Here is an 18,384-nt window from a genome sequence, read left to right on the forward strand (position 1 = left end):
GATGCCCATGCGCCGCACCCCCACCCTGCTGGCCGCCGCCACCCTGGCCGCCACGCTGACCGCCGCCCCCGTCTCACTCGCCGCCCCGGCCGCCCCGGCCGCCCCGGCAAAGGCCCCCATGGGCACCACGCAGACCGCCGACCGTGGCCTGGGCCCCGGGCAGAACCGCGCCGGCGGCAACCCGAACTCCCCGAAGAAGCTGGTCCGCTCCATCTCCTCGGACCACCTCCGCCAGGACATCACGGCGTTCGCGGCCATCGCGGACGAGCACGGAAACCGCGCCGCGGGCACGCCGGGCTTCCAGGCCTCGCTCGACTACGCCGTGGGCGAGCTCGAGGAGGCCGGCTACGACGTCGAGCTCCAGGAGTTCGAGATCACCTACACCGAGACCCTGCGGGACCGGCTTCAGCAAACCGGACCCGTCCAGCGCGACCTCGAGCACACCGTCTTCACGTCCTCGCCGTCGGCGCAGGTCACCGACGCCCCGCTCGCCGCCCCCGCCGGCGCCGCCACCGGCTGCGCCGACGCGGACTGGGCCGGCGCGGACCTGACCGGCAGCGTCGCCCTGGTCTCCCGGGGCGACTGCACCTTCGCCCAGAAGTCCCAGGTCGCGGCCGCCTCGGGCGCCGAGGCCGTCATCATCTACAACAACGCCGAGGGCGCACTGAACGGCACCCTGGGCGCCGCGCCGGGCGACGTCGTCGGGACCGTGGGCGTGACCCGCGAGCTGGGCGCCGACCTGCTGGCCCAGACCCGCGCCGGCGGCGCCACCGTCACCCTGGACCTCGAGCAGCTTGTGGAGCAGCGGCCCACCTGGAACGTGCTGGCGGAGACGCGCACGGGCAGCGACGACGACGTCGTGATGCTCGGCGCCCACCTGGACGGCGTGCCGGAGGGCCCGGGCATCCACGACAACGCCTCGGGCGTCGCGGCGACCCTCGAGGTCGCACGCCAGGCCGCCAAGGCCAACAAGGCCGAGAGCAAGGTCCGCTTCGCCCTGTGGGGCGCCGAGGAGATCGGCCTGCTGGGCTCGCACCACTATGTGGACACCCTGACCGCGGCGGAGCGCGAGGACATCATCCTCTACACCAACCTGGACATGGTGGCCCCGCTGGACCACCAGAACACGCTCGGTGTGCTCACGGCCGACTGGTCGATCGGTGCTGAGTCCCTGCTCGGCGCGCAGCTCGACCGCGACGGCCACGCGCACCAGCCCGAGGGCAGCAACGGCCGCTCGGACTACGCGCCGTTCGTGGATGCCGGCATCGCCTCGACGGGCCTGCTCTCGATCCGCGACGACAACTACCACACGCCCCAGGACGACATCGACAACGTCTCCATCACGACGCTGACCCATACGGCCCGCGCGGTGGCGAACCTGATCGGCACCCTCCAGCAGGACGCCGACGCCCTCGGCACCCGCTGACCCGAGCGGCCCCGTCCGACCCGCAGATGCCGTCGGGGGCGGTTTCGGGTGGTATCCGGCCGGTTACCACCCGAAACCGCCCCCAACGCGTCTCCTGCAGGGCCGGCCGCGCTCAGATCCAGCCGGCCTCCCACGCGGCCCGCTCGGCCTCCTGGCGGGTCCGCACACCGAGCTTGCCGATCGCGTTCGAGACGTGGTTCCGCACGGTCCCCGGGGCCAGGTGCAGGGCGGCGGCGATGTCCTCCACGCGGGCGGCGTCCCGCCCGGCCCGCAGCACGTCCAGCTCGCGGTCGGTCAGGGGGCTGCGCTCGGCCGTCAGCGCGGAGGCGGCGATCTCGGGGTCCACGTAGCGCCGGCCCGCCACCACCTGCCGCAGGACGACGGCCAGCTCCTCGGCCGGCGTCGACTTCGGGACGAACCCGGACACCTGCTCCGCGAGCGCCCGGCGCAGCACGCCGGGTCGGGCGTGCCGGGTGAAGATGACGACCTTCGTGGGCACCGAGCGCAAGATCTGCTGGGCGGCCTCCACGCCGTCGAGGCCCGGCATCTCCAGGTCCAGCAGGCAGACGTCCGGGCGGTGCTCCTGTGCGGCGGCCACGGCGGCGATGCCGTCGGAGATGCCGGGCAGCACCTCCAGGTCATCCTCCAGGGCGAGCAGCGCCTCCACGGCGCCGCGGATGAGGACCTCGTCGTCGGCGACGAGCACGCGGATCCTCTCGGTCGGGGCACTCATGCGGTCTCCTTCTCGGTGCGGGGCACGGTCAGGGTCAGGGTGAACTCCCCGCCGGCCTGGGCGGCGGTCAGGGACCCGCCGGCGGCCTCGGCGCGCTCGGCCAGGGCCGCCAGCCCGGTGCCGCCGGTGCCGGCGTCTGCCGTGGGAGCGCCGTCGTTGACGATGACCAGGCGCACGGCGTCCGGGCCGGCCGCGGTGAGCTCGATGCGGGCGCGGCCGGCCGAGGCGTGGCGCAGGATGTTCGTGGTGGCCTCGCGGACGGCCAGGCCGACCAGACGGCCGGCGACCGTACCGAGCGGGCCCAGGTGCGGGTCGGTGCCGACGTCGGTGGCGGTGCCGGCGGCGGTGAGCACCTCCTTCGCGTTGACCAGCTCGCGCTCGGCGGAGACCTCGCGGAGGTCGCGGACGAGGGCCCGGGTCTCGGCGAGCGCCTCCCGGGCCTGCTCGCGCACCTCGTGCAGCGAGACTCCGGCGTCCTCGGTCCGGCCCTTGGCCAGCAGGCGCTCGGCGAGCTCGGCCTTGAGTGCGATGACCTGCAGGTGGTGGCCCTGGACGTCGTGCAGGTCGGCGGCGAAGCGCAGCCGCTCGCGGGTGACGGCGAGGTCCGCGGCCTGACGCCGGGCGTTGTCGAGGCGCTGCATCAGCCTCCAGAACCAGACCGTGGGGACGATCATGCAGGCGGTGATCACGGACCAGACGAGGAAGCCGGCGGCCGTGTCGGCGGGCCCCGCAGGATCCTGGAGGACCGCCGCCGCCCCGAGGACGAGTGAGGCCGCCAAGCCGCCCCAGAGGACGGGACGCCGCCGGCACGGGTGCACCAGCAGGGCGAGGACGAGGGAAGACAGCCAGAGCGGCAGGGCCCACCACGTGCCCGTCCCCGTGAGCCCCAGCGCCGGAAAGACGGCACCGGCGAGCGCGAGCGGGACGGTGGGGCCGAACAGCCAGGCCAGGTCCCGCCGGCCGAACACCGGCCCCTCCGTCTCCTCGGGCGGCGGGGCCTGGAAGTGGCGGGCGACGTGCAGCTGGCCGACGACTCCGAGGACGTGGAGCAGGAGCAGGACCGCCAGTGCGACGACCTGCTCGGTGCGACCGGCCTCCAGGTGCTCCCGCAGGTGGGACAGCGGGCCGAACGCGGAGAAGCCGGCGATCACCAGGACACAGAGCAGGAAGCCGGTCCACGTGTACCACCACGCGCCGGTGAGGTCGCCGGAGTACGGGCCGGGGACGGTGGGTCCGGCCGACCCTGTGCCCGCGAGGCCGGCCGTGGGCAGGGCACCGGTCGGACGGCGCCCCGGTGCGACGGCCGGCGGGGCCGGGCGGCCGTCGTCGTGGTTCCCCTCGATCCTCATGGGCCTCACCCTACGGGCGTGACAACTGTCATTGCCCGCCGTGCGGAATTGCCCGGGCGGAGGTGACCGCACGGCACTTCTGAGGACGGGCGGCGGCCGGAAGGCTGGAGTCAGAGCTCGGGAGCCCGACCGGATCCCGGACGACGACGCCGGGGAACACGACGGTTTCCCGAACGAGAGCGCTGGAGAGGAACGTGGTCACGATGGACCTGATGAACACCGCACGCGAGTTCGTGATGGGGCTGCCCGACGGCCTGCAGGGCCTCGGCGTCTTCCTCGTCTCCTTCATCCCGTTCGTGGAGGGCGAGGGCGCCGGGCTGATCGGCGTCGTCGTCGGGGTGCACCCGTGGGTGGCCATCCCCGCCGCAGTGCTGGGCAACCTCCTCGCCGTCGCGCTCCTGGTCTACGCGGCCCACGGCGTGCGCTCCGCCGTCACGGCGCGTCGTGGGAGGGCCGCCGACACCGCGGTTCCGGCGACCGACCCCGGCACCCCGGTGGCCGATCACCACGTCCACCTGCACCGCCGATTCGAGACGTGGGGCGTGCCCGGGCTGAGCCTGCTCGGCCCCTGGTTCTTCATCCCCGGGCACGTCGCGGCCCCGGCCATGGTGTCCTTCGGGGCGAGCCGGAACCGCGTGATGGCATGGCAGGCCGTCGCCATCGTCCTCTACACGGCGCTGACGGCGTGCGTCGCCTTCGGCCTCGTGAGCTGGGCCGGGGTCCACGGCGCCGCGGTGGGGACCTTCTGACCCCCCACTCACAGATGCCGTCGGGGGCGGTTTCGGGTGGTATCCATCCTGGATACCACCCGAAACCGCCCCCGACGTGCCAGAGGGAGGAGGAACACGGTCCGTCGGACCCGGCGTCAGCCCTTCCGGGTCACGGTGAGGCCGTTCTCGCCCTCGACGCGGTCCACGACCACGGTGTCCCCGTCCGCGATCTCCCCGGCGAGGATGCCGCGGGCCAGACGGTCACCGATCTCGCGCTGCACCAGGCGGCGCAGGGGCCGGGCGCCGTAGGCCGGATCGAACCCAGTCTCAGCGAGCCACGCCTTGGCGGCGTCGGACACCTCAAGGGTGAGGCGGCGGTCCGTCAGGCGCGCCTGCAGGGACTCGACCTGCAGGTCCACGATCCGCGTCAACTCGGCCACGGTGAGCGCGTCGAACAGCACGATCTCGTCCAGGCGGTTGAGGAACTCGGGCTTGAACGCCCCGCGCACCACGGACATCACGGACTCGCGCTTGGCGGCCTCGTCCAGGGTCGGGTCCACGAGGAACTGCGAGCCCAGGTTCGAGGTCAGGATCAGGATCACGTTGCGGAAGTCCACGGTGCGGCCCTGGCCGTCGGTGAGGCGGCCGTCGTCGAGCACCTGGAGCAGGATGTCGAAGACCTCGGGATGGGCCTTCTCCACCTCGTCCAGCAGCACCACCGAGTACGGGCGACGCCGCACGGCCTCCGTGAGCTGGCCGCCCTCGTCGTAGCCGACGTAGCCCGGAGGGGCGCCGACCAGGCGGGAGACGGAGTGCTTCTCCGCGTACTCGGACATGTCGATCCGCACCATGGCGCGCTCGTCGTCGAAGAGGAACTCCGCGAGCGCCTTGGCGAGCTCGGTCTTGCCCACGCCCGTGGGGCCCAGGAACAGGAACGAGCCGGTGGGCCGATTCGGGTCCGCGATGCCGGCCCGCGAGCGGCGCACCGCGTCCGCGACGGCGACGACGGCGTCCCGCTGCCCGATCAGCCGCTCGCCGAGGTGCTCCTCCATGGTGAGCAGCTTCTCGGACTCGGCGGTGAGCATGCGGCCCGCGGGGATGCCGGTCCACGCGGAGACCACTTCGGCGATGTCGTCCGCCGTGACCTCCTCGGAGACCATCGGCTCGGTGCTCGAGCGGTCGGCCTCGCGGGCGGCGCGGTCCGCCTCCTCGAGCTGCTTCTCCAGCGCGGGGATCTCGCCGTACAGCAGGCGGGAGGCCTCGGCGAGGTCGCCGTCGCGCTGGGCCTTCTCGGCCAGCGAGCGCAGCTCGTCCACCTTGGCGCGCAGGTCACCGGCCTCGTTGAGGGTTGCCTTCTCCGCGTCCCAGCGGGCGGTGAGGGCGGTGAGCTCCTCCTCGCGGTCCGCCTTCTCGGCGCGCAGGGCCTCGAGCCGCTCGACGGATGCCGGGTCCGTCTCGCCTTCGAGGGCGAGCTCCTCCATGGTCAGGCGGTCCACCTGGCGGCGCAGGACGTCGATCTCCTCCGGGGCGGAGTCGATCTCCATGCGCAGGCGTGAGGCGGCCTCGTCCACGAGGTCGATGGCCTTGTCGGGCAGCTGGCGGCCGGTGATGTACCGGTGGGACAGCGTGGCCGCGGCCACGAGCGCGGAGTCGGCGATGGCCACCTTGTGGTGGGCCTCGTAGCGCTCCTTGAGCCCGCGCAGGATGGCGATCGTGTCGTCCACGCTGGGCTCGCCCACGAAGACCTGCTGGAAGCGGCGCTCCAGGGCGGGGTCCTTCTCGATGTTCTCGCGGTACTCGTCCAAGGTGGTCGCGCCGATCAGGCGCAGCTCGCCGCGGGCCAGCATGGGCTTGAGCATGTTGCCGGCGTCCATGGCGCCCTCGGACGCGCCCGCACCCACGACGGTGTGGATCTCGTCGATGAACGTGACGACCTGCCCCTCGGCGGCCTTGATCTCCTCGAGGACGGCCTTCAGGCGCTCCTCGAACTCGCCGCGGTACTTGGCGCCGGCGACCATGGCGCCCAGGTCCAGGCTGATCAGCGTCTTGCCGCGCAGGGACTCGGGGACGTCCCCGGCCACCATCCGCTGGGCCAGGCCCTCGACGACGGCGGTCTTGCCGACGCCGGGCTCGCCGATGAGCACGGGGTTGTTCTTGGTGCGGCGCGAGAGCACCTGCACCACGCGGCGGATCTCGGCGTCGCGGCCGATCACCGGGTCGAGCTTGCCGGAGCGGGCGAGCTCGGTGAGGTCCGTGCCGTACTTCTCCAGGGACTGGAAGGTGGTCTCCGGGTCCTGGGTGGTGACGCGGGAGTCGCCGCGCACCTGGGTGAGGGCGGCGGCGAGCGCCTCGAGGCTCGCCCCGTTCGAGCGCAGTGCCTCACCGGCCTCGCCCGGATCCGCGGCCACGCCGAGCAGCAGGTGCTCGGTGGAGACGAACTGGTCCGAGCGCTGCTCGGCCTGGGTGCGCGCGTTCTGCACGACCTGCAGGGCGGCGCGCGAGAGCTGCGCCTGGGCCACCGTGCTGCCCTGGGTGGAGGGCAGGCGCCGGATGGCCGAGGAGGCCGCCGTGGAGACGGCGTCGGGGTCGGCCCCGGCGGCCTTGAGGACGGCCACGGCGACGGACTCCCGCTGGTCCATCAGGGCCTTCAGCAGGTGGGCCGGCTCGATCTGGGGGTTGCCGGCGGTGGAGGCGTTCATGGCCGCGGCCGAGAGCGCCTCCTGGCTCTTGGTGGTGAACTTGGCATCCATGTGCGCCTCGCTCCTTCTCTCCCCCGTGTCCCGGGGGTGTCGGACAACCGTCGACGGCGGGCCATTCCCACCGCCGAGACAAAGTTGAGTCTATGTAGCTCAACTCCCCTCGTGCCAGGGCTATTCCCCCGCGCGCCGGTACGTTGGTGCCATGGCCGGCTCCACAGCGGCGCCCCGGCGCCTCCGCACGTACACCCGACCGCGGGTGTCCCTGCTGTACGTCCTGCGCCGCACCCTGCACCGGCTCTTCGAGCTGCAGGTCTGGGATGTGGCCGCCGCCATGACCTTCTTCGGGGCGCTGTCCCTGCTGCCCACCGTCGTCGCCCTGCTCTCCGTGGTCTCGCTGCTGGGCGTCGAGGAGGAGACCGTGGACGCCGCGGCGCACCTGGCCGCCGAGATCTGGCCGTCGCTGACGCCCGACGTCGTCCGCGAGTGGATCCTGACCCTCGGCTCGGCCGGGCCCGGCACCGGCGCTGTCGTCCTGGGGGCCGTCGGCACCGTGGTGTCCGCCTCGGGCGCCGTCGGCGCGTTCCACCGGGCCATGCACCGCATCCACGACACCCGCGAGGGCCGGCCCTTCCTCCACTTCCGCCTCGTGGTCTTCGTCGAGACGCTCGCCCTCATGCTCGGCGCCGTGCTGATCACGATCCTGGTGGTCGTCGGCGGGGACCTCTCCCAGCGCCTCGGCCAGGCCGTCGGCCTGCCGGAGGAGACGGTCCAGACGTGGAACGTGGTGAAGTGGCCGGTCATCCTCGTGGTGATCGCCCTCATCGTGACCCTCGCCTACCGCCTGGGGCCCAACGTCCGGCAGCCCCGCTACCGCCCGCTCTCGCTCGGCGCCGTGGCCGTGGTGGTCCTGCTCTTCGGCGCCACCGTGGCCCTGGGCTGGATCACGGACCGGTTCGGCCAGTTCGCCGTGGTCGGGCGGATCAACTCCGCGATCGGCGTGCTCGCCCTCGCGTGGGTGGCGTGCATCGTGCTGTTGGCCGGGGCCGCCTTCGACGCGGAGGTGCTGCGTGCCCGCCAGCTGGCCGTCGGCATCGACGCCTCCGTCGAGATCCAGCTGGCGACGCGGCACACCGCGGTGCTCGAGGACTTCGAACGGTACGAGGCCCGCATCCGCCGCCTGGCCCGGCTCGTGGCCGAGGCCGTGCGCGCCGGCGAGAGCCTCACGATCGAGGCCACACCCCTGCTCTCCGAGGAGGGGCGCCTCCTCGCGGTCGAGTCGGGAGGGCGAGGCCCGGAGGACGTCAGCTCGGGCAGCCCGTTCCACGCGGACCCGGTGTCCGACGACGGCGCCCGCCTCGAGCCGACGCCGCGGCCCGACGACTGAGAGGTCAGCGCTCCCGCTTCTCGAACGCCTCGACCTGGGCACGCAGCGTCTCGGCCGCGATCTCCTCGTCGAGGCCCACCATGCCGAGGTACACGAGCTCGTCCCCGTCCGTGACGCCACCGACGGTCATGGTGAACAAGGCCGTGTCCATGCCCGAGTTCCCCAGGGAGATGTGGACCGCGTCCGGCACGCCGGGCACCGTCGTGAAGGCCGCCTCGACGCCGTCCGGGTCGCCGAACGTGCCGCACGTGTCGGCCAGCTCGCCGAAGGGCTCCAGCAGATCGGTGCCGTCCTCGGTGACCGCGACCATGCCGAACGCCCCGGCCTGGGAACCGGCCAGGCCGGTGACCGCGGCCGGGTCCACCTCGTACTGGGCCAGCGCACCGCCGAGCCCGGGCGCCTGCTGCGTGTTGATCTGCTCGATGAGGTCCGCGCAGGCGCCCGTGGGGGTGACGCCCGTCAGGCTCAGACTCGTGCTGATCGGCTCACCCCCGCCGCCGGCCTGGGTCTCCATGTCCGTGAACACGCCGTCGGGCGCGGTCTGGGGCGTGAGCAGGACGTCCTCGAGCGCCTCCACACGCTCCTCCTGCTCGTCCGTGAGGTCCGAGCCGGCCCCCGTCGTGGCGGACTCGGACGCGTCGGCCGACGCGGAGGACGAGGCCTCGCCGCCGCCCCCGGCACAGCCGACGAGCGCGAGGGCGCCCACCGCGAGCAGGGACAGGGTGGCGACGGGGCGGGCGGGGGCGGCGGTGCGGAGGATGAGAGACCTCTCAGACCGGGTGACGACGATGTGACCAGCCTGGCAATCCCCACAGCGCGAGGCCAGCCTTCGTCTGCTGGGGCGGGCCGCGGCAGGGCCACCGGTCGATCGGCTCGCTCCGCGGCGACGAGTCGTCTCCCGGCGCCCGCGACGGGCCCGACGCACTACGATGACCACCAATCACGGCGGAACACGTCACTCTGCCGGCTCCCTCCGACCCGCACGCCCGTCCTCCCGACGGCGGCACAGAAGGCACTCCATGACCCGCATCCACTCCCGCCTCCTCGGCGCCGTGGGGCTCACCGCGTCGGCGGCGCTGCTCACCGGCTGCGCCGTCCTCGGCGGCGACGCCGGATCCGCCGGCATCGTGTCCGATGACGACCTGAGCACCTCGTACGGCCTCGTCCAGCCCGGCGTCCTGACGGTCTGCTCCGACATCCCCTACCCGCCCTTCGAGTTCGAGGAGAAGGGTGAGCTGACCGGCTACGACATCCAGCTGGTCGAGGCGGTGGCGGAGAAGCTGGGTCTCGGGGTGAACGTGATCGACTCCTCCTTCGAGGCGATCGAGTCGGGTGCCTCGCTCACCGGCTGCGACGTGAACGCCTCGTCGATCTCCATCACCGAGGCCCGCCAGCGCGTCATGGCCTTCACCCTCCCCTACCTCGACGACGACCTCGTCCTGGTCGCGAAGAAGGGCTCCGGCATCACCGACGTCGAGTCCGCGAAGGGCCGCCGGATCGGCGTGCAGGCCGCGACCACCGGCGACGAGTACGCCCAGCAGAACGGCCTGAGCCCCGTGCAGTTCGAGGACGGCGGCATGCAGATCCAGGCCCTCCAGGCCGGCACCGTGGACGCCGCCCTGGGCAACCAGTCCGTGCTGCTCTACTCGCTCAAGGACGACGATCGCTTCGAGGTGGTCGAGTCGCTGCCCACGGGCGAGCAGCTCGGCATGGCGGTCGGCCCGCAGAAGGCGCAGCTCGGCTCCGCCGTGAACCGCGCGCTGCAGGAGCTGCGCAACGACGGCACCGTGGCCGAGCTCCAGGAGCGCTGGTTCGGTCAGGCACAGGAGGACTACCGATGAGCACGCAGACCCCCGTCTCGCCCGCACCGGCCATGAAGCCCGGCCGTGCGCGCCGCCGTCGCCGGCTGTCCCTGATCATCCAGGCGGCCGTCTTCGTCCTCGCCCTCGTCGTCCTGGCCGTCCTCATCGACTGGGGCACGCTCGCCGAGAACGTCCTGAACTTCCCCGCCGTGGCCCCGATGTTCCCCAACGTGATCCTCGTGGGCCTGGGCAACACGCTGTTCTACACGGTCACCTCGTTCGTCGTCGGCCTCCTGGGCGGCATCGTGCTCGCGCTCATGCGCCTGAGCTCGTTCGGCCCGTACCGGTGGCTGGCCACCGCCTACGTCGAGTTCTTCCGCGGCGTCCCCGCGCTGCTGGTGTTCCTCGCCTTCGGCTACGGGGTGCCCTTTGCGTTCGGGGTGTCCTGGCCGATCCCCGTCGTCGTGATGGTGGCCCTGGGCATGGTCTCGGCCGCCTACATCGCCGAGACCCTGCGTGCCGGCCTGCAGGCCGTGCCCCGCGGCCAGATGGAGGCGGCCCGGTCCCTCGGCATGCCGACGTGGCGGGCCATGGTCACCATCGTGATCCCCCAGGCGTTCCGCATCGTGCTGCCGCCGCTCACCAATGAGGTCATCCTCCTGACCAAGGATTCCTCGCTGGTCTACGTGCTCGGCCTGGCCGCGCACGAGTACGAGCTCACCAAGTTCGGCCGCGACGGCATCTCCGCCCTCGACGCCGGCATGACGCCGATCCTCGTGGCCGGCCTGTTCTACCTCGTGATCACCGTGCCGCTGTCCCTGCTGGCCCGCCGGTTCGAGGCCCGTTCGACCAAGAAGGGGCACTGAGATGGCCCAGCAGAACCCCATCACCGGATCCTTCGGCGCGGTGGCCGCCGCGGACGCCGCCGGCGTGCATGTGGCCGGCCTCAACAAGTCCTTCGGCGCCAACCACGTGCTGCGCGGCATCGACCTCGAGGTCGCCCCTGGCGAGGTCGTGTGCCTGATCGGCCCGTCCGGCTCGGGCAAGTCCACCCTCCTGCGCTGCGTGAACCTGCTGGAGAAGCCCGACTCGGGCGTCGTCACGGTCGGTGAGTTCACGGTCACGGACGAGGACGTGGACCTGGACGTGCTGCGCCGCCACGTGGGCATGGTGTTCCAGCAGTTCAACCTGTTCCCGCACCTGTCCGTGCTGGAGAACTGCACCGTGGCCCAGCTCAAGGTGCTCAAGCGGGGCAAGGCCGAGGCGGCGGACATCGCCCGTCGGCAGCTGGCCCGCGTGGGCCTGGCCGAGCTCGAGGACCGCTACCCGGACCAGCTCTCCGGCGGCCAGCAGCAGCGCGTGGCGATCGCCCGTGCGCTGGCCATGGACCCGCAGCTGATGCTCTTCGACGAGCCCACCTCGGCCCTCGACCCCGAGACCGTCGGCGACGTCCTGGCGATCATGCGTCAGCTGGCCCGCGACGGCATGACCATGCTCGTGGTCACCCACGAGATGGGCTTCGCCCGTGAGGTGGCCGACCGGGTCGTGTTCATGGACGGCGGCGTCGTGGTGGAGGCCGGCCCGGCCGCCGCGGTGATCTCCGACCCCCAGCAGCCGCGCACCCAGGACTTCCTGCGCCGCGTGCTGCACCCCACCGAGATCGACCTCTGAGCCTGCCCACCCGCCGTGCCCCGGTGGGCGGGCGCATGCGTGAGGGGCCCCGCCTGGACCATGGTCCGGGCGGGGCCCCTCAGGCGTGCGGCGGGGGCGTCAGGCCTTCTTGCGCAGCTTCTTCAGCTCGTCACGGGCCTCGCGCAGCGCGGCGACCTGCTCCTCACGGGCGGCGTGGATCGCAGCGACCTTCTCGTCCTGGGCATCACGGATGGCCTGCACCTTGGCGTCGCGGGCGCCCTCGATGCGGGCGGCGCGCTTCTTGGCGGCCTTGCGACGCTTGCCGGGGCGGTTGGCCACGGAGTCGGCGGCGATGGCCAGGCCGGAGCCGACCAGGAAGATGTCCTTGGCGACGGCGGTGCCCTCCTGGGACGGACGCACGCCGTCCGCCTCGGTCATCTCCGGGGTGTTCAGGTACATCGAGAACAGGCCGCCGGAGAACGCGGTCAGGGCGGAGCCGGCGAGCCAGCCCGGGACGAACGGGGCCAGCAGGGCTGCGCCCACGCCGACCTCGGTGGTCACGAGGAACTTCTTGAACTGCTCCGGCGACAGGTTGGCCAGCGCGGGCAGGCCGCGGGCGCCCATGTCGCGCAGGCCCTGGGCCTGCTCCGCGGAGATGCCGCGCTTGTTCAGGCCGGAGTTCAGGATGAACGCGCCGGAGGCCAGGCGCAGCGGAATCTGGACGATGCTCATGGAGTCTTCCTTCCAGTAGGGCCCGCGGCACGCACGTGGAGTGGGGTGTGGCGCGAACGGTCGGTGAGCGGTCAGCGCCTCTGACACTACCAACGGCAGCCCGCTCCCGCCCGCCCGGAGGCGCGAGTGTGCGCGCAGAGCGGACGACGTCGGCGCCTCCACCACGTCGCGGAGGCGGTCGATGATGGACAATGGGGCGCATGCTCCCCCTCGTCGCACCCCTGACCGTGGCCGCCGCCGCGCCCACCGACTACGGCTGGCTCGGCAACATCGTCGTGGACATCATGGAGGCGGTCGGCCCGATCGGCGTCGGCCTGGCCGTCTTCGCGGAGAACATCTTCCCGCCCATCCCGTCCGAGGTGATCCTGCCCCTGGCCGGCTTCACCGCGGCCGGCGGCGCCTTCAGCCCGCATGCCGCGCTGGTCTGGGCGACGGTCGGCTCGATCGTCGGAGCGCTGGCCCTCTACGGCCTCGGCGCGTGGCTCGGCCGCCGCCGCATGTACCGCCTCGCGGACCGCATGCCGCTGGTGGACATGGAGGACGTGGCCAAGACCGAGCGCTGGTTCATCCGATACGGCTACTGGACCGTGTTCCTGGGCCGCATGGTCCCCGTGTTCCGCTCCCTGATCTCCATCCCCGCGGGCATCGAGCGGATGAACCTCGCGAAGTTCACCCTGTTCACGGCGCTGGGCTCCCTGATCTGGAACGCGATCTTCGTCTACGGCGGCTACGCGCTCGGGGAGCGGTTCCACGTCGTCTCCGAGTACGCGGACGTCTTCTCCAACATCGTCCTGGTCCTGATCCTGGCCTTCCTCGCGATCTGGGTGGTCCTGCGCCTGCGCCGTGACGCCCGCCGCCGGAACGACCCGGACTGGCGCCCGCCGACCGCGGATGAGATGGCCGCCCGCGTCGAGGCCATCCTGGAGTCCTCCGACCACCGGAAGTGAATCGCATGCACCCCGTCCTGCCCTCCCCCCGCCGTGGCCGCGCGGCCCTCGGCCTGGCCGCCGTCGCCCTGGTGGCGCTGAGCGCCTGTGCTCGCACCGAGCCGCAGCCCGAGCCTGCGCCCGCCACGACGGCGGCCTCCGCCCTGCCGTCCATGGACATGGCCCCGTTTACGCTCGAGGTCCCCTCGCACGACCTCGAGAGGGTGCCGGAGGCGAGCATCGCCGTGCTCGAGGGCGAGGACCCGGACCACCACGGGGCGTGGCTGCAGGTGCCCGGGGCGCCGGCCTGGACGGAGGCCATGGCCGGGGCCGTGCGCGCCCAGATCGACCAGTACCGCCGGGACACCGACCCCAGCGCGGACCCGCGCCTGGAGATCCAGCCGCAGCTCGCCGTCGTGGCCGAGGACATCGCCGCGGCCCGCCTGCTCGCCACGGAACGGCGCGGCACGGACTCCGTGTCCACCTCGCACGTGATCTGGTACTCGGCCCGCGAGGACCGCGTGCTCGAGACCGCCGATCTCTTCACCCCCGACGGCTGGGACGCGTTCCGCGCCGAGGTGCGCCAGCGCATGGCCAACGACCCGGACGTGATCGGCTCGCGCCTGGACTCGGCGGTCGACGCGCCGGAGCAGGTGGAGAACCGTCGCGTCTGGGACGCGGTGGTCTTCCTCCCGGACGGCAGCCTGATGCTCGAGGCGGACCAGGCGTCCATGGCGCCGGCCGCCGCGGGTGTGCTGACGGTGCGGATCCCCCGGGACACGGCAGCCCCCTGGCTGTCCGACCTGGGCCACGTCGCCGCGGACGCCGCCTCCGCCCCCGCCGACCTGCGTCTGCCGGACCGCTCCACCCCGACCCTCGAGGAGCAGCAGCCGGAGCCCGAGACGTCCTCGCGGACGCAGGAGGCCACCGACGCACCCGTGCCGCCCCCGTCCGCACCCGCCGACACGGCGGCCCCGACGCCCAGCGCGACCACCCCGGTGCCGAGCAGCACGGTGCCGAGCAGCACGGCCCCGTCCTCCTCGGTCCCCACGTCCACCGGCTCGGCCACGCCGTCCTCCCCGACGTCGCCCGCCAGCTCGTCCTCGCCGTCGGGCACGGGATCCGGCAGTCCGACGCCGAGCACCCCCGACCCGTCGCCGACCTCCGCGACGCCGACCCCCACGTCCCCGAGCCCGTCCGGTCCGTCCACGAGCGCGCCGGCCACGGCCCCCGCGCCGGACCCGACCGAGTCCGCGCCCGAGCCGACCGCCACGACGGCCTCGGCGCCCGCGCCGCCCACGTCGGGAGACCGCTCCAGCGGCACCCCCTGACCCCGGCGCCGGGCGCCGGCGGCGACCGCGGTCGGCGCCGTCGACGCACGGCCGTGGCAGGATCGGGGCGATGACTGAGCACCTCCCCCGCCCCCGCCCGGACGCACCCGACCCCGACGCCGTCCCGCCGCCCGCCGAGCGCGTCCACGCGCACGACCACAATCGGGACAAGGACCCCGCCCTCGTCCGACGGGAGCCGGTCTCCTTCGTCCGACGCGGTGCGCGCCTGAACGCGGGGCGGCAGGCCGTGTGGGACCGCCAGGCGGAGCGGGTCCTCGTGGACGTGCCCCGCGGCCGCGGCGCCACCTCGGTGGACGCCCAGGCCCGACTGGACTGGGCCGGGGTGTTCGGGCGCGAGGCCCCCCTGCTGGTGGACATCGGCTCCGGGCTGGGCGAGTCCACGGCGCAGGCCGCCGCCGACCGGCCGGACTGGAACGTGCTCGCCGTCGAGGTCTACGTGCCCGGCCTGGCCGCGCTCATGACGCGCGTGGAGCAGCAGGGCCTGGAGAACGTCCGCGCCGTGGAGGCCAACGCCCCCGAGCTGCTGGACGCCCTGCTCACGCCCGGCTCCGTCTCCGAGGTGTGGGTGTTCTTCCCGGACCCGTGGCACAAGAAGCGGCACCACAAGCGCCGCCTGGTCTCCCCCGCCTTCGCGGACCGCGTGGCGCGGGTGCTCGCCCCCGGCGGGGTGCTGCGGCTGGCGACGGACTGGTCGGGCTACGCCGTGCAGATGCGCGAGGTGCTCGAGGCGCACCCGGAGTTCGAGAACCTCTTCCCCGGGCGCGCCGCAGGCGAGGACTCCCCGCTCACGCGGGTGCGCCGCGAGGGCAGGGAGACCGAGGTGGGTGCCCAGCCGCTGCCCGCGGGCTGGGAGCGCGCGGCCGAGGAGGAGCGCCCGCTGCGGGCCGGCCTGGGTGAGGCGCGGGCCGGCGCGGCGGCCGCGGACCCCGTGGACCACGAGGGCGGCTGGGCGCCCCGGTTCGAGGGTCGACCGATCACGAGCTTCGAGGCGAAGTCCCAGCGGGCCGGACGCCTTGTGTTCGACCTGGCGTACCGCCGCCGCTGAGCACGGGGCCCGACGGGGCCGCTCAGGCCGGGGCGACCGGCCCGGCCGGGTCGGCGCCGTCCGGGACGGGCGGCAGCGGCAGGCCGGCGGTCACCCGCGCGGTCGCCGCGAGCGTCACGGACCCGGCGTCCCGGTAGCCCCTCGGGGCGTCCCCGGGGGCCGTCGGCGACCAGCGGGCCGTGTGGTGGCCGCGGACGCCGGCCCCCGCCAGGCCGGGCCGCGGGGCCACCGGCAGCACGGCGGCGTCCGTCCAGTCCCGACGACGGCCCACCGCACGGCCGACCCGGGCGAGGAGGTCGCCCGGGGCCAGGGCGCGGAACACCCGTCCGGACCGCAGGCCGAGGTGCGCGGCCCGGGCTGCCAGGGCGGCGGGCAGGCCGACCGCGCCCGAGACCACGAGGGCCTCGACGGGACGCTCGGCCGGCCACGGGGCCTCGGCGTCGTCGGGCTGCAGGCCCCGGTCCGCGAGCAGGCGCAGGGCGTGCGCGGCCACCAGCGAGCCGTACGAGTGGGCCTCCATGGCCCCGTGCACGGCGGTCCCGCGGGCGCGCAGGGCCGGGGCGGCGGCGTCGTCCTCCCCCGGCCCGTGGCGCATGAACTCCCACCAGGCCCGCACATCCGCGGCGAGCATCGCGCCGCCGCGCCGGCCGGGGCCGTCGAGCACCACCCGCCAGGGTGTGGGCGCGGGGTAGCCGAGCCACGCGATGACGACCGGGCGGGGTGCGCCGGCGGCGCGCTGGGCGGCGGCGAGGTGGGCGGCCTCCCGGGCCGTCCCCCACATGGCCGTCTGGGGGCGGATGCCCATGCCGGAGACGAGCCAGGTCAGGTGGGTGGCGGTCGCGGGGTCTCCCGCGGCGACCACCGCGCGCGGACCGTCCGGGCCGTCGAGGACGTAGTCCAGCAGATGCCGGGCGGGCAGGTGCGGGTCCATGCCCTCCGGCTTGAGGGCGTGGACGATCCCGTCCAGGGCGCTGCGGGCCCGCCGGCCCAGGCCGTCGCGCCGGGCCATGTCGGCGCGCAGCCGCTCCCGGACGCGGGACCGTGCGGCCACCCCGAACGACGCCCGGCTCAGTCCTGCTCGGGCTGCCACGTGAGCACCCGTCGGGGGCGGGCGCCGCCGGAGGGCAGCATCCGCAGGACACCCGGGGAGGCCTGGCCCGCGGCGTCGGCCTCGGTCCGTGCCGCGGCCTGGCGGCGGGCGGCCATCCGGTCGGCGTACCGGGCCGAGACGTCGCCGCCGGAGCCCACGGTGAAGACGCGGGCCAGGCGGGAGGCGTGGTGGAGGCGGTCCACCTGGGCCGCCAGCTCGACCACGGTGTCCTGCAGCTGCTCGACCTCGCGCTGCAGCGCGATCACGCGGCGGATGCCCTCCAGCGAGATGCCCTCGCGGCTCAGGGCCTGCACGGTCTGCAGCCGCTCGACATCGGCCAGGGAGTAGCGGCGTTGCCGTCCGCCCTGGCGGGCGGGGACCACGAGGCCGAGCCGGTCGTACTGGCGCAGGGTCTGCGGGTGCATGTCCGCCATCTCGGCGGCCACGGAGATCACGAAGACGGGGGCGTTCCGGTCAAGACCCGGCTCGCGGCCCCGGTCCGCGCGGGCGGCGCCGTCGCGGGCGCTCACCAGGCGGCCTTCCGGGCCAGCTCCCGCCGCGGATCGTCGCCGGCCAGGGCGGACTGCAGGGCCTCGATGGCGGCGCGGGCGTCGTCGTCGAGCTCGGTGGGCACGGTGACGTGCAGCTCCACGAGCAGGTCACCCGTCGTCGTCCCGCGCTCGACACCGCGGCCCTTCAGGCGCAGCACGCGGCCGGACTGGGAGCCCGCCGGCACCTTCACCTTCACGGGGCGCTCCAGCGTGGGCACCTCGATCGTGGCGCCGAGGGCGGCCTCGGGGAAGGTGACGGGCACGGTGATGCGCAGGTCGTCCCCGTCCCGGTGGAAGAACTCGTGCTCGCGCACGTGCACGGTGACCAGCAGGTCGCCGCGGCCGGCCGCACCGGGCGAGCCCTTGCCGCGGGCCCGGACCTTCTGGCCGTCGCGGATGCCCTTCGGGATCTTCACCTCGATCGTCTCGCCGTCCGGGGCGCGCAGGGACACCGTGGTGCCCTGGATCGAACCGCGGAAGGAGATCGTGGTGGTGGCGGTGCGGTCCGCGCCCTTCGTGGGGCGCGGCCGCGGGTAGCCGGCGTCGCCGAAGCCGCCGGTCTGGCCGGCGGCGCCGCCGAACATCCCGCTGAACAGGTCCGACAGGTCGGGCCCGGACTGCGTGGTGCGGGGGCCGCCCCCGCCGCCGAACATGCCGCCGAAGACGTCCTCGAAGCCGCCGCCGCCGGCACCGCCCGGGGCGGAGAACCGGGCGCCGCCGCCCATCGCACGGATCGCGTCGTACTCCTGGCGCTCCTGGGGGTCACTCAGGACGGCGTACGCCTCCGAGATCTCCTTGAACTTCTTCTCGGCCGCCTCGTCCCCGGGGTTCTGGTCCGGGTGGTGGGTGCGGGCGAGCTTGCGGTAGGCCTTCTTCACGTCCGATTCGGAGGCGTCCTTGGACACCCCCAGGGTCGCGTAGAAGTCCTTGTCCATCCAATCCTGCGAGGCCAT

General features: G+C 73.9%; 17 protein-coding genes. 9 read left to right on the top strand and 8 right to left on the bottom strand.

Features of this window, described 5'->3' with window-relative positions:
• Positions 1-7: 7 nt before the first annotated feature.
• On the top strand, positions 8-1,426 hold the full coding sequence (locus tag ACFI33_RS04165; RefSeq protein WP_233263205.1) for a M20/M25/M40 family metallo-hydrolase: 1,419 nt from the start codon (positions 8-10) through the stop codon (positions 1,424-1,426).
• Between the two features lie 112 nt (positions 1,427-1,538).
• Here ACFI33_RS04165 and ACFI33_RS04170 read toward each other — a convergent pair whose 3' ends face one another.
• Together ACFI33_RS04170 and ACFI33_RS04175 are read right to left on the bottom strand one after the other, a co-directional pair.
• Positions 1,539-2,159, bottom strand: a complete 621-nt coding sequence (locus ACFI33_RS04170; RefSeq protein ID WP_127435095.1) for a response regulator transcription factor — start codon at positions 2,157-2,159, stop codon at positions 1,539-1,541.
• Positions 2,156-3,508 carry a histidine kinase gene (locus tag ACFI33_RS04175; protein WP_127435096.1) on the bottom strand — a complete coding sequence of 451 codons (1,353 nt, stop codon included), beginning with the start codon at positions 3,506-3,508 and terminating at the stop codon, positions 2,156-2,158. Before ACFI33_RS04175 ends, ACFI33_RS04170 begins: the two co-directional genes overlap by 4 nt.
• Before the next feature lie 212 nt (positions 3,509-3,720).
• Between ACFI33_RS04175 and ACFI33_RS04180 the strand changes: the two genes are divergently transcribed.
• Positions 3,721-4,257, top strand: a complete 537-nt coding sequence (locus ACFI33_RS04180) for a hypothetical protein (RefSeq protein ID WP_036339337.1) — start codon at positions 3,721-3,723, stop codon at positions 4,255-4,257.
• A 116-nt stretch (positions 4,258-4,373) separates the two neighbouring features.
• Here ACFI33_RS04180 and clpB read toward each other — a convergent pair whose 3' ends face one another.
• Positions 4,374-6,968, bottom strand: a complete 2,595-nt coding sequence (clpB, locus tag ACFI33_RS04185; protein ID WP_095347364.1) for an ATP-dependent chaperone ClpB — start codon at positions 6,966-6,968, stop codon at positions 4,374-4,376.
• Positions 6,969-7,119: 151 nt separating this feature from the next.
• Here clpB and ACFI33_RS04190 point away from each other — a divergent pair, with 151 nt between their 5' ends.
• Positions 7,120-8,301, top strand: a complete 1,182-nt coding sequence (locus tag ACFI33_RS04190; RefSeq protein WP_069941133.1) for a YihY/virulence factor BrkB family protein — start codon at positions 7,120-7,122, stop codon at positions 8,299-8,301.
• Positions 8,302-8,305: 4 nt separating this feature from the next.
• Here the strand turns inward: ACFI33_RS04190 and ACFI33_RS04195 are convergent, their stop codons facing one another.
• Positions 8,306-9,007, bottom strand: coding sequence for a hypothetical protein (locus tag ACFI33_RS04195; protein WP_238692753.1), 702 nt, complete (start codon positions 9,005-9,007; stop codon positions 8,306-8,308).
• A gap of 313 nt (positions 9,008-9,320) precedes the next feature.
• Here ACFI33_RS04195 and ACFI33_RS04200 point away from each other — a divergent pair, with 313 nt between their 5' ends.
• The 3 genes from ACFI33_RS04200 to ACFI33_RS04210 are packed head-to-tail and all read left to right on the top strand — an operon-like array spanning position 9,321 to position 11,774.
• A complete protein-coding gene (locus tag ACFI33_RS04200; protein WP_010080238.1) occupies positions 9,321-10,142 on the top strand; it encodes an ABC transporter substrate-binding protein in 822 nt (273 codons plus the stop codon).
• Positions 10,139-10,969, top strand: a complete 831-nt coding sequence (locus ACFI33_RS04205) for an amino acid ABC transporter permease (RefSeq protein WP_052001180.1) — start codon at positions 10,139-10,141, stop codon at positions 10,967-10,969. Before ACFI33_RS04200 ends, ACFI33_RS04205 begins: the two co-directional genes overlap by 4 nt.
• Before the next feature lies 1 nt (position 10,970).
• The gene (locus ACFI33_RS04210; protein ID WP_036339321.1) at positions 10,971-11,774 is read left to right on the top strand and encodes an amino acid ABC transporter ATP-binding protein; all 804 of its coding nucleotides are present in this window, start codon (positions 10,971-10,973) and stop codon (positions 11,772-11,774) included.
• Between the two features lie 99 nt (positions 11,775-11,873).
• Here the strand turns inward: ACFI33_RS04210 and ACFI33_RS04215 are convergent, their stop codons facing one another.
• Complete coding sequence (locus ACFI33_RS04215) at positions 11,874-12,467, bottom strand: hypothetical protein (protein WP_095347365.1); 594 nt, start codon at positions 12,465-12,467, stop codon at positions 11,874-11,876.
• Positions 12,468-12,667: 200 nt separating this feature from the next.
• Here ACFI33_RS04215 and ACFI33_RS04220 point away from each other — a divergent pair, with 200 nt between their 5' ends.
• From ACFI33_RS04220 to trmB, 3 genes are all read left to right on the top strand, one after another.
• Entirely contained in the window at positions 12,668-13,414 is a 747-nt protein-coding gene (locus tag ACFI33_RS04220; RefSeq protein WP_095347370.1) for a DedA family protein, read from the top strand.
• A 5-nt stretch (positions 13,415-13,419) separates the two neighbouring features.
• On the top strand, positions 13,420-14,724 hold the full coding sequence (locus ACFI33_RS04225) for a hypothetical protein (RefSeq protein WP_095347366.1): 1,305 nt from the start codon (positions 13,420-13,422) through the stop codon (positions 14,722-14,724).
• A 70-nt stretch (positions 14,725-14,794) separates the two neighbouring features.
• Positions 14,795-15,790 (top strand): tRNA (guanosine(46)-N7)-methyltransferase TrmB, encoded by a 996-nt coding sequence (gene trmB, locus ACFI33_RS04230; RefSeq protein WP_095347367.1) that lies wholly within the window; start codon positions 14,795-14,797, stop codon positions 15,788-15,790.
• Positions 15,791-15,812: 22 nt separating this feature from the next.
• On the opposite strand, the gene ACFI33_RS04235 is transcribed toward trmB, so the two are convergent.
• The 3 genes from ACFI33_RS04235 to ACFI33_RS04245 all read right to left on the bottom strand — a co-directional run.
• Positions 15,813-16,880 carry an alpha/beta hydrolase gene (locus ACFI33_RS04235; protein WP_233263206.1) on the bottom strand — a complete coding sequence of 356 codons (1,068 nt, stop codon included), beginning with the start codon at positions 16,878-16,880 and terminating at the stop codon, positions 15,813-15,815.
• Positions 16,859-17,410, bottom strand: coding sequence for a heat shock protein transcriptional repressor HspR (locus ACFI33_RS04240; protein ID WP_095347368.1), 552 nt, complete (start codon positions 17,408-17,410; stop codon positions 16,859-16,861). The genes ACFI33_RS04235 and ACFI33_RS04240 overlap by 22 nt, the downstream gene beginning before the upstream one ends.
• Positions 17,407-18,384, bottom strand: a 978-nt coding sequence (locus ACFI33_RS04245; RefSeq protein WP_036337106.1) for a DnaJ C-terminal domain-containing protein, incomplete at its 5' end; no start/stop codon positions are given. The genes ACFI33_RS04240 and ACFI33_RS04245, both read right to left, overlap by 4 nt.

It is taken from the genome of Micrococcus sp. PSi08, assembly GCF_054960655.1.